Raw genomic sequence first — 10583 nt, forward strand, 5'->3', positions numbered from 1 at the left:
CAAGCGCTCAATTGATGGCAACCACGATCAGGAGCCTCGCTAATGTAAAGCCCTTCTTATTCTTTTTCATAGAGCATCACCCCCTCTCATAATTATAATAACGCCCCATATAACTGGAAGATCAGATAAATAGCCAAAAGTACGAGCACAATCGCAGCTATCATTCCTATCGCAGAAAATGATCTTTTCCTTTTCCACTCCGTCTTTAGGATAGATGGTGTCAGAACACTCAGTGCGATAATGATGATCATGTTAACGATATTCCATTGACATTTTGCGCCAAGCAAAAGTGAAGCCGCGCCAAGAATGATGCCAGCTATGCTTAAGGAAAATCTGCCCTTTGCATTTCCGCTCACTACGGCAGTTCTATTCTGTGAATAAACATACCCACCCTTCGGAAACTCCTTCCGAAGCTTTGAAATTTGCATCCACTCGCCTGACCCATGTTTCACCAGGCTGCTGTCATCAAGTCTGTGCTCTCGCATCAACCGGCAGATATTGTCTTTATCACACGGACCGAAATCATATCCATTCAATCTGTAGTACCAGTCCTGTGAGTTTTTATATTTTACGCCTGCCGCCTTATATTCTTTTGCGCGCTGGTCTCTTTGATACCAGTCCCGTTCTTGGATACCCACATTACTCCCCCATCATAATCTCAAAAGAATCAGATAATACTTTCCGTAAATTAAATTACGCCCACAGGTTCTTAAAATTGCGGAAAACGACCTCATTATGCGCAAATGTGCACGTTGAAAATTGCTGGTCAGGTGGTCCATCCCGGTCGTCTCCCTATGGGCCGATGAACCACATTCTTATATTACGCCCGCAGGTTCTGAAATCTGCGGAAAATGGCCTTATTCTGCGCAATAGTCTAGGGTCACTACAAGCGATGGACAGGCGCGCGTAATAGTGCAGAGCAGGTCACGAATACATGCCTCAGGGGTGTTCTGGTATCCATCTCGATTCTGATCTTTACATCGCAGCTCGAGAAGAGCCGTGATGCGGTTTCAATCGCTAACATCAGAGCAGCATATGCCGAAGCTTCATCGACATATCTGTCAGAGTCTGATGGCGGAAATGCAAAAGTTGATCTTACTGCAAAGACTGCTACTGTTTCAGAAGTCGTATTAAAGGGAACGCAGTCTGTGTGGAGCAATCTTGATTCTCAACTTCCTTTCACACACACATCTATGACAGATACAATTGGTGGGACGGCAGGAACTTATGAATTGGTATTCACGTTTTACGATGATGGTGCTTGTACTTTGACAAGTCTTACAAATAAATAATTGCTACTATACCAAGAGTCAAGGAATCCCTCATCCTCGTGATGAGGGATTTTCCATATGATAAAACCCTCCGGATTGCTCCGGAGGGCACTCAAAGATGCAAGTCTAAATACTATAAAATTTAATCACCTGGTTTCTTGTCGTCAGAAGGACTGGATGCTCCAACCGTTAACGTAGGCTGTGCGTTATCAGCAGTATAAGTAAATGTAAGGGTCGTTCCATTATGATCAGTCTGGTTATCAAGTGCAGCAGCGGCACCATTTCCTGCTTTAAAGCTAAATGGCCAAGTTTGGAAAGCCCCGTTTGCCCGTTGGCCCATGATCTTTACACCAGTAACTACAACAGTGCCAGCATCATTCGTTTTGCTTACCGTAACACCGTTAGCTGTATCACTATCACCCGTCAGCCATGCAGCCTGGGCCTCTGCATACGCGGCTCTTACGTTAGATTCGGTGACTGCATCACGGCTCTTCTCGAGCTGTGCTGTAAAGATCGGAATCGAGATCGCCACCAGAACACCCGCCGAATAGGCAATACCAAATATTGATGTCTTTCCTTATTAATATACTATATATTGCATTTCTGTGGCTGGGCAGAATTTCCTTAGTTCACAAATCCTTCTGTAAGCGGGCATAATCCACTTCCGTTCTCATGGCATTCTGTAGCAGGCATAATATTCTTTCGTTCTTATGGTGTTTTGCGACCGGGCATAATTGATATGTTTCCTCATACTTAAAAAGGCCCTGCCATCAACGGCAAGGCCTCCGCATGCTCTCTCATAGCTTTACGTTCTTCACTGTACCGTCGAGGAAGGTGATGGTGAAGGTGGTAGAGTTATGGACCCGCACTTCCTCAAGCACCATCCGGGTGAGTTCCGGAATCTCAAATTCCAATCTGCCCTCGGCGGTGAGTTCAATCATCTGTTTTCCCCGGATTCTCTCCAGTGCATTTTCCGATTTCTGCATGGTCTTCCAGTGGCCCATGAAGGACTCACGATTCTCCACGATGCTGTTCCATGCGATCGTGAAAGCTCTGCGCAGTTCTTTCTCCTTCACATTCCCATTCGTACAGATCTTTCCCTGAGCCTTCTCCGCATTCAGGCACTTCCAATATGGAGTGTTCCCATTGGGATTGAGGCGATGATAGCTGCTGCCGCAAAGTCCACAATAGACCTTCCCGGAGAAACCGCTCCCCGCCTGACTGACGATCTTGCAGATCCCATGACTCTCCATGAAGCCCTCTCTGCGTTTCAGCTCATATTGTGCTGCTTTCCAGACTTCCGGAGTGACCAGTGCCTCATGATCTCCCTGCACATAGTACTGGTCTTTCTCGCCTTTATTCTCGACCATCTTCTTCGTCAGGAAATCGACCGTGTAGGTCTTCTGCATGAGAAGATCTCCTTTGTACTTCTCGTTCTGCAGCATACGCTGAATTGTTTTCGCGTTCCATCTGGCCTTTCCGGTGACACCCGGCACCTGCTCTGCTTTCAGCTGCTGCGCGATGCCTTCGAGCGACCAGCCCTCAAGGAAATCCCGGTAGATGCGCTTCACTACCTCGCCCTGCTCCGGGTTGATGACAAGGTTGCCGTCCTCATCCTTGTCGTATCCCATGAAACGCTCGGTGTTGATCATCGGCTGACCTCTTTTGAATTTCGAGCGGATGCCCCAGGTCGTATTTTCCGAGATGTTCCGGCTCTCCTCCTGTGCAAGGGAGGAGAGGATCGTGAAGAGGAGCTCTCCGGATGCCGCCATCGTATCGATGTTCTCCTTCTGGAAGTAGATCGGAATACCGAGGTCCTTGAGCTCCCGGGAGTAGTGCAGGCAGTCAGCGGTGTTACGAGCGAATCGGGAAATTGACTTCGTAATCACACGATCGACCTTCCCCTCGCGGCATGCCCGCATCATTTTCTGGAAGCCTGCTCTCTTCTTTGTTCCGGTGCCAGAAATCCCCTCATCTGAGAAGATTCCTGCCATCACCCATTCTGGATTGTTGTTGATGAGTTCTGTGTAGTAATTGACCTGATTTTCGAAGGAACCGAGCTGTTCCTCCTGCTCCGTCGAGACTCGGCAGTATGCTGCTACCCGGATCTTTTTCTTGACTCCCTCAGCCGACTTTCTGATCGGGCTTGCGGGAATAACCGTAACATTCTTTGCCATCGATGATCTCCTTTCCAATGTAGACAATGCCGGGATAATCACGCAGGGATTGCAGCATCTCATCTGGCACCCGGACTCCCTTGCAGATCGCCTTACCGTACCGGCTGCTGTTGTTGCAGATCCATTTCACGCTTCCATTGTTAGCGATGATGCGCCGCAGCTTCCCACCGCAGTATTTGCAGAAAATCCGGTCCTTGTATGGGTAGTTCTCTTCAGACAGCGCCGGGGCATTATGGCTATGCCGCTTCTCTGTGTGGTTTCTGTGCCAGCTGATGCTGTCCTCATAGGTGAAACCGGTCACCCTGCCCCGGTCGGTGGTTTCGGTGATGTACCGATCCTCGCTGAATGCTCCCCAGCTTCTTACCACCTCATCGGGGATAGAAACACCGGAGCAGAAGGAACCGGTGAACTTCTCTTTTCCAGAGCATATCCAGCGGTTCTTCCCTCCGGTGTAGGAACGCATCAGCCTGTGGCCACACTTTGCGCAGTAGAGCTGATCCTTATAGGGAAAATTGTCGAGAGGTGCCTTCTCCTCCGGTTCCGGTTTCGATTTCTGCCTGACACCGAGTGCCCTCTGCGCTTTCTCCCAGAGCTCATTCGTCACGATCGGTACATGATTTTCTGCGTAGTAGAGCATCGATATCTCGCCACAATTCTTCCGGAGCTTCCGGTGTTCATCGACGTAATGTTTGAACTGAACAAAGTCCCCTTTGTATTCCTCATTCTTCAGGATCCTCGTCACCGTGGTCCGGTAGAACTTTGCCCCGGTCTGCGTTGTAACGCCCTCGCAGTTCAGGTAGTTTGTGATCTGCCCGACGGTGAATCCATCGGCTGCCATCTCGAAGATTTCCAGCACGCGGTCTGCATTCTCATCAGGAACGATCTCTCCGTCTGCATTCTTCGTGTATCCGAACACCCGCTGGATCTGCTGGATCGGTTCCTGCCGATCTGCCTTCCGCTTGATCGTCATTTTGGAACCGAGCCGGTTGGCTTCACTCTCCGCCTGCCCGAAGGCGGCAAACAGTGTCATGAGCAGCTCCCCGCCTTCGCCGAGCGTATTGATCTGCTGCAGCTCGAAGTACACGCCAATGCCCCTGCGCCGGAGAAGTCTGGTAGCATCGAGCACCGTGCCGGTGTTCCGGGCAAACCTTGTGATGGACTTTGTGATGACCAGCTCGAACTTCCCGTCTTTCGATTCTTCGAGCATCCGCTGGAATCCAGGTCTTGCTTCCTTGAATCCCGAGATGCCGAAGTCATAGTAGATCTCGATAAGCTCATAGCGTGGATCTGCTCCGATCGTCTCGCTGTAGTGCTTGATCTGGTTTTCCAGTGAATATTCCTGATCTTCGTGCTTGCTGGATACCCGGCAGTAGACCGCTGCCCGGATCCGCCGATCCCGTGATCTCTCGATATGCGGGATCAGGATCACGTTACCCGAGGACGATGAAGTCTGACTCTGCTGTGTACTCATGCTGTTCTTCCTCCTTCCTTTTCCTGCGATGACTTCGCGCTTTCTCCTGCTGCGCTTCTGTCCGGAAAGCCGCGTTCCCATTCAGATGCTGCATCAGAATGCGTCTTGTTTCCCGATGCTCGGAACCACCCATGCCAATGCTGTTCATCCAGCCCCGGAAGGTGTACCGTTCATTGATGGTCTGCACCGGATCTGCCTTCACCCATGCGGCAGTCTCGCAGGATGCGGCCATCCCGTTCGCAAGATCCTGAAAGGCGGCAAATTCTGCCTCAGTTCTTCCTTCCGGGAATCCTGTGAACAGCACCTTATCGGAAAGGAACTCAATCCCTCTGGTGGCTCTTGCACCTCCTGAGCGGACCAGTGCTTCGTTAAAGTCCGTCAGGTCCGTAGGGCAGGCATTTTTCAGCCTTTTGACCAGCGCCTTGGAAATGTAGAAAGCATTTGGCTTGTCGATGGCCTTATTGATCAGCTCTCCCTTCGAGGCAAGCATGTTGATGAGGTTTACCCGCGTGGTAACGCGATCGGAAAGCTCCGCCTCGATGGCAGAGCGCTTTGTCTCGTCCACCGCATATCCGGCCCCGATCAGCTTCTGGATGAGCGTTTGATCTGCTTTCTCATCACTCACGCGGATGTTACCGTTCCGAAGAACCGTGTATGGGCCGATCCGATAGTTAAATGTCGGTGCTCCCGCATAATCCATCTTCTCGCCTGTTTCATTTTCAAGGAACCGCACAATGGCCGCCCGGTCCTCAATGATCGTTTTGATCTCCATGCATTTCTCCCCTTTTTCAGGAAACCCTGCTGTACTTGCCATCTCCGAAGTAGTCTGCCACATAGTGCTCATGGCAGCAGTATTTCCGGTTCTTATTGCCGTAGACCTCGAAGGTCTTTCCGCAATAGGCACACACCTTGGTGTAGATCGCCTTCGGATTCCTTTTCTGATCCGGCCGGTGGATCTTCCAATACTTACGTCGACACTCGTCGCAGCAGAACCGCTTCTTCCGCCCTGCGCTATGCTCATTTTGTGTGACGGGCTTACCGCAATAAGCACAGGCCTCCCGGCTCTTGATCTTTGCTGGCAGCTCTTCATCAACCAAGACACTGTCGCAATCCTGCTTCTTGCACTGATACCGGACCTTCTCATAAGGAATGCCGGTATATTCCGCGATCTTTCGATTGCTCATCCCGCTCTTCCGGAGCAAAATCGCCTGCTGTAAGGCATCATCCTTTATTTGCATCTGACCACACCTCCTTTTTCGGTAGTCCATACATCACTCTTGTATGCGATAGTATCAAGCTATTTCTTTGGCATTCTTCCTAATATATGCGTGGCCGGAATGCGCCTCCAGATAATGAGCGCGCGAACAATATTTCCGGTCTTTATCGCCGTAAACCTCGAAGGTTTTACCGCAATACGCGCACACCCTGGTATAGATCGCCTTGGGGCTCTGTTTCTCCTCGGCGCGATGCAGGTGCCAGAATGCCCTGCGGCACTCATCTGAGCAGAACCGGCGCTTCCGTCCCGGCGAGTCATTCTGCGTGATGGGCTTCCCGCAGTAAGCGCAGGCCTCCCGGTTCTGGATTTTGGTGAGCAGGCTCTCGTCTACTGGTGCTTTGTCGTATCCCTGCTTCTTGCACTGATACCGGATCTTCTCGTAAGGAAGACCCGTATACTCCGCGATCTTCCGATTGCTCATTCCGTTCTGTCTCAGCAGGATTGCCTGCTGCATTTCTTCTTCCGTCATGGTTGTTCTCCTTTTGCGCTGAGGTTGTCGATATAGAAATCCCTTCACTACTCACAGGACATTTTCCGCAAGATTGAGCAAAGAAATCTTTGCTTTCACCTATCAGCGGACACTTCCCGGGCGTTTTTGTGACGGGACGTGAAATTTTCCTGCAGGTATATGCGGACCATTCGCACGCGATTTTGAACGGTCCATGAGAATTTCTTCCTCGCAAATGTATGCGGACCATTCGAGGGCAAATCGGAAATGGCCCAAGGGATTTTTTCATCCCGTCACATATAAACGGAACTTTCGGAGACGATTCGGAAATGAAATAAAAAATTTCTTGCCGGAATGGTACAGAAAGTGGTTGAACGACCGGAATTAGTCATGTAAGGTTAAATCAGAGATTCAAATCAGAATTAGTGAAGATTGTGATGATGAGTAAAGCCTCGCGAAAAATACAAATGCTATAAAGGAAGAAGGACATTTCCGATGAATAAACTTAGGGATTGGATGAAGGGCAGATTCATGAAATATCATATTTCGGATAAGGAATATGATATGATTCAAAAAGATATGCAGGAGGAGAACAGAAACAGTTTGTTGCTCTATTCCGTGATCACGATTTTGTTTCTGTTTGTTATGCTTTTCATTTCTTTTTGTTCTCCTTTGTTAGTAAGATTTCGATCAGCTTACATACTACTGATGCTTGTAGATGTGCTCATATTGGCAGGTTTGTATATAAGCAAAAATAAGAATCCGGCAATATTGCTTTTCGATATGTATGCTTTTGAAATCATGCTGTATGTATTTGCCGTCATCATAGGTGCGGTCGCTCAGCCACAGGAACAAGCGGTTTCTATGATTGCTTTTTTGCTTACGGTGCCGTTTCTTTTTACAGACAAGCCTCTTCGAATGATTTGTAGTAGTGGCTTTGGTGTTGTTCTTTTTATCCTCATAGCGATAAAGGTCAAAGACGAGTCCGTGCTTTTTGTTGACATTGTTAATGTTGTAGTGTTTGGTATTTTAGGAGCCTTCCTGGGCAACTATGCAATGAAAGTGAAATGCCAGAGATTACTGTTTGCCCGCAAGGTTGTGATATTAAGCGAAACAGATATGTTAACAGGTCTTAGAAATCGTAAAGCCTATGAGCAAAGGTTACACGATTATGCATCACTGGAAAATTGTGAAATCGCAAGTGTTTATGTAGATGTGAATGGACTTCATGAAATCAATAATACAAAAGGACATGCCGCGGGAGATCAGATGCTCCGCTATGTAGGAAAAACCATACAGAATGAATTCGGTGAAATGAATTCATATCGCATAGGCGGTGATGAGTTTGTCGCTTTGCTTACCGATGAATCGGAGGATAGGATAAGGGTAAAAATTGAGCAAATAAGAAAACAGGTTGAAAAAGAATCTTATCACATTGCTATAGGATGTTCTGTTGGAAACACATCAGATAAAAATATATCATCCGTGATTGCTGAAGCAGAAAAACGAATGTATGAAGCTAAACGATTGTATTATCAGAATAGTGGCATAGATAGAAGAGCAAGAATATAGTTGCGCAAGCCACATTGTCAGCTTTTTTGTGTGTTGTGAGCAAGGAGGACCCTCCCGGCCATCATGGTCGAGAGGTTTTCGTGCGTCTACGGGATTATCCTTCAATTTCAATTTTAAGCCCGGATTTAAGCTCCACAGTGAAGTGGTCCTCCCAGACTTTCTCCTTTAGGGCTCAGCCTTATGCCAATCCTGCATTCAGTCTGTTAGTGGGGAGAAGAACACTACCAGGAAATAGCGCCGGATGACATTCAAAATCAGAATTGTAAGGAGTGATACGAGATGGAACATAGAGTGAAGGTTACTGTTTTGGATAAAAAATTATTTCCGGAATTGCAGGAACAATATTGTGCGGTACCAGATAGTGGAAAATGCCCTTGCTATAATGTTGGCGATGAATTTATGTTTTATCGCAATGATGAACGCGATGACTATTGGCATATGGGAGCAGGCACACTGATAAAAAGCGGAAAACCGGATGAAGGGGTATTAATTTCTCCGGGAACCATGCACTGTGGAACGGATGGAGTTCCATTCTGTTCAGAAGCATGGGATGCCATCAGCAGGTATATTTATTCAGCACTTCAAGGCGGAGCAATTATGCACGGATGGACAAATGACGACCACATCATGATTGCCTGTTGCAATGACGGGACGAGGCCGGTAATATTCAAGATTGAGCGGATTGATGTTCCTGAGAACGCATAAGAGTAAGTTCGTCTGAAGAAGCAGGATTTCAGGAACCTTTTATGAATGTACAAATTCCAACTTATCGAAACAAAAATAACGGCCAGCAGGTCAGCTCACAAGAGTTACCCAGTGGCCGTATTTCTTACTTCACTCTGATCTTCCATCCCACCTGGATCTGATTCACATTCCGGATCAGAGCAAGATTGAGCTTCTGGATTGCGGATACCGTCGTTCCGTACTTCCGGGCGATCGCAGACAGCGTGTCGCCGCTCCGAACAGTATAATAGGCTGCCGCTGATGCACCGAGCAGCTCATTCACCTTTGCCTGCACGGCAGCGTAATCGTAACCAGCAGTCGTGATGCGTTTTTTCCGATCATCACCGTTGCCCCACTTCCCGGAGAGCACCTCCCACGCCAGTTCATCAACCGTCTTGTGCGGTTGAACCGGAGTAGTCTCCTGCGTACTGCCCTGCTTGGCGTATCCGTTGAATCCGCCGTTCTTGATGATGCTCGGATAGTCCTGATACGAGATATCCATATCCACGTTGCCGCTAATTCCGTCCACTCTCCCGGTAGACGAATACTGCCAGATTCCGAAAGCACCGCCATAGGAACATTTCGAAGCATACTGTGCTACCCAATGAGTGAATGGCGTGAGCTTCGAATCGTCCAGTCTGTCCCGAAATCCGGAATAGGTGGAGCTGTAAATGCCTGTGTAGTAGCCTGCGGCTTCCAGTGCCCTGCAGAAAGCGATCGCTGCCTCCGTAGCACCAGCCTTTGCAGATGCAGGTGTTGCCTCGACATCCATGAAGACCGGATACTCGAACTGCTTCCCTTTGAGCTGTGCAAGGAAACGCTGAGCTTCGGCCTTTCCAGCTTCCGCAGAAGTGCAGCCCGGACCAACGAAGTAATAGGCTCCGACCGCGATGCCGTTAGCCTTCGCTCCTTTGTAGTTTTCCTCCCACCGGGGATCCGCATAAAAACCGGCATCGGATCCACCCGATTTAATGATGGCAAACTGAATGCCGGCTGCCTTTACCTTTGCCCAGTCAATGGCTCCCTGCCAGTGACTGACATCAATTCCTTTGTATTCATTCATGATCTTTCCCTCCTATGAATAAAAAAGCCCTCCGGGCTGTGACACCCGAAGAGCCAGTCAAGTCCCATTGACGGAAGGGACGGCCGAGATCTGAGGATCACCTCCTCTCACTCACCTGTCTTTGTGAGCTGCTTGTAGATCTGGTTTACACCAGTCGCTGCAAGACCCGACACGATACCGACAGCCAGTGCGTTGATCGCATCTGTCGCCGGGAAGTCAGGCATCAGATACAACCCGGCGATTCCGAGCACTGCACCGACACCTCCGCAAATCACGGGGATCAGCTCATCCTTCACAGAGCCGGACGCCTTACATCCAATGCCGACGAGGTACGCAATCACGGTGATTGCCGCCACACTTGCAATTCCAAAGTCCATAAGTCATTCCTCCTTCTTTTTATTTCTGTCTGCCGTAAGCGGCAGTTCCAGACACTTCTTGTACAGGGACTCTCCGGTACCATTCCCGCCAAGGGCCTTGTATGGCTTGTACAGGTACTCAAGGTTGCTCCGATCCTCCGGAGAACACCATCCCCGGGCAATAAAAAAGCTGCAGGCCTGATAAATACGGTCATGCAGCAGTGCC

11 protein-coding genes and 1 pseudogene are annotated in these 10583 nt (G+C 49.0%); 2 read left to right on the plus strand and 10 right to left on the minus strand.

All coding sequences use genetic code 11. The features are described 5' to 3' along the window. Positions 1–92: 92 nt before the first annotated feature. The 7 genes from ACTQ52_RS10520 to ACTQ52_RS10550 form a co-directional block, all read right to left on the minus strand. Positions 93–638, minus strand: a complete 546-nt coding sequence (locus ACTQ52_RS10520) for a hypothetical protein (protein WP_441956882.1) — start codon at positions 636–638, stop codon at positions 93–95. 775 nt (positions 639–1413) lie between these two features. Further along, positions 1414–1803, minus strand: a complete 390-nt coding sequence (locus ACTQ52_RS10525) for a hypothetical protein (protein WP_441956883.1) — start codon at positions 1801–1803, stop codon at positions 1414–1416. A 265-nt stretch (positions 1804–2068) separates the two neighbouring features. After that, entirely contained in the window at positions 2069–3448 is a 1380-nt protein-coding gene (locus ACTQ52_RS10530; RefSeq protein ID WP_441982604.1) for a recombinase family protein, read from the minus strand. Next, the gene (locus tag ACTQ52_RS10535; protein ID WP_441982605.1) at positions 3396–4919 is read right to left on the minus strand and encodes a recombinase family protein; all 1524 of its coding nucleotides are present in this window, start codon (positions 4917–4919) and stop codon (positions 3396–3398) included. The genes ACTQ52_RS10530 and ACTQ52_RS10535 overlap by 53 nt, the downstream gene beginning before the upstream one ends. Then, entirely contained in the window at positions 4879–5691 is an 813-nt protein-coding gene (locus ACTQ52_RS10540; protein ID WP_441982606.1) for a hypothetical protein, read from the minus strand. The genes ACTQ52_RS10535 and ACTQ52_RS10540 overlap by 41 nt, the downstream gene beginning before the upstream one ends. Positions 5692–5707: 16 nt before the next feature. Continuing rightward, entirely contained in the window at positions 5708–6157 is a 450-nt protein-coding gene (locus ACTQ52_RS10545; protein WP_441982607.1) for an RNA polymerase subunit sigma-70, read from the minus strand. Between the two features lie 54 nt (positions 6158–6211). Then, entirely contained in the window at positions 6212–6664 is a 453-nt protein-coding gene (locus ACTQ52_RS10550) for an RNA polymerase subunit sigma-70 (RefSeq protein ID WP_441982608.1), read from the minus strand. A 510-nt stretch (positions 6665–7174) separates the two neighbouring features. Between ACTQ52_RS10550 and ACTQ52_RS10555 the strand changes: the two genes are divergently transcribed. Both ACTQ52_RS10555 and ACTQ52_RS10560 read left to right on the plus strand, forming a co-directional pair. Beyond that, the gene (locus tag ACTQ52_RS10555) at positions 7175–8215 is read left to right on the plus strand and encodes a GGDEF domain-containing protein (RefSeq protein WP_441982609.1); all 1041 of its coding nucleotides are present in this window, start codon (positions 7175–7177) and stop codon (positions 8213–8215) included. A gap of 279 nt (positions 8216–8494) precedes the next feature. After that, positions 8495–8920, plus strand: a complete 426-nt coding sequence (locus ACTQ52_RS10560) for a TIGR04076 family protein (RefSeq protein ID WP_441982610.1) — start codon at positions 8495–8497, stop codon at positions 8918–8920. Positions 8921–9044: 124 nt separating this feature from the next. Here ACTQ52_RS10560 and ACTQ52_RS10565 read toward each other — a convergent pair whose 3' ends face one another. The 3 genes and pseudogenes from ACTQ52_RS10565 to ACTQ52_RS10575 all read right to left on the minus strand — a co-directional run. Next, positions 9045–10001 (minus strand): GH25 family lysozyme, encoded by a 957-nt coding sequence (locus tag ACTQ52_RS10565; RefSeq protein ID WP_441982611.1) that lies wholly within the window; start codon positions 9999–10001, stop codon positions 9045–9047. Positions 10002–10108: 107 nt separating this feature from the next. Further along, complete coding sequence (locus ACTQ52_RS10570) at positions 10109–10378, minus strand: phage holin family protein (RefSeq protein ID WP_441982612.1); 270 nt, start codon at positions 10376–10378, stop codon at positions 10109–10111. Positions 10379–10381: 3 nt separating this feature from the next. Further along, positions 10382–10583: pseudogene (locus tag ACTQ52_RS10575) on the minus strand (hypothetical protein); the annotation flags it as partial.

Origin of the sequence: Oribacterium sp. Sow4_G1_1, from assembly GCF_052116105.1 — a bacterium.
Lineage (GTDB): Bacteria > Bacillota > Clostridia > Lachnospirales > Lachnospiraceae > Oribacterium.

Coding starts and splice junctions, on each gene's coding strand:
- ACTQ52_RS10550 (WP_441982608.1), bottom strand. CDS start 6,664: ATGACGGAAGAAGAAATGCAGCAGGCAATCCTGCTGAGACAGAACGGA.
- ACTQ52_RS10545 (WP_441982607.1), bottom strand. CDS start 6,157: ATGCAAATAAAGGATGATGCCTTACAGCAGGCGATTTTGCTCCGGAAG.
- ACTQ52_RS10570 (WP_441982612.1), bottom strand. CDS start 10,378: ATGGACTTTGGAATTGCAAGTGTGGCGGCAATCACCGTGATTGCGTAC.
- ACTQ52_RS10565 (WP_441982611.1), bottom strand. CDS start 10,001: ATGAATGAATACAAAGGAATTGATGTCAGTCACTGGCAGGGAGCCATT.
- ACTQ52_RS10555 (WP_441982609.1), top strand. CDS start 7,175: ATGAAATATCATATTTCGGATAAGGAATATGATATGATTCAAAAAGAT.
- ACTQ52_RS10535 (WP_441982605.1), bottom strand. CDS start 4,919: ATGAGTACACAGCAGAGTCAGACTTCATCGTCCTCGGGTAACGTGATC.
- ACTQ52_RS10560 (WP_441982610.1), top strand. CDS start 8,495: ATGGAACATAGAGTGAAGGTTACTGTTTTGGATAAAAAATTATTTCCG.
- ACTQ52_RS10540 (WP_441982606.1), bottom strand. CDS start 5,691: ATGGAGATCAAAACGATCATTGAGGACCGGGCGGCCATTGTGCGGTTC.
- ACTQ52_RS10530 (WP_441982604.1), bottom strand. CDS start 3,448: ATGGCAAAGAATGTTACGGTTATTCCCGCAAGCCCGATCAGAAAGTCG.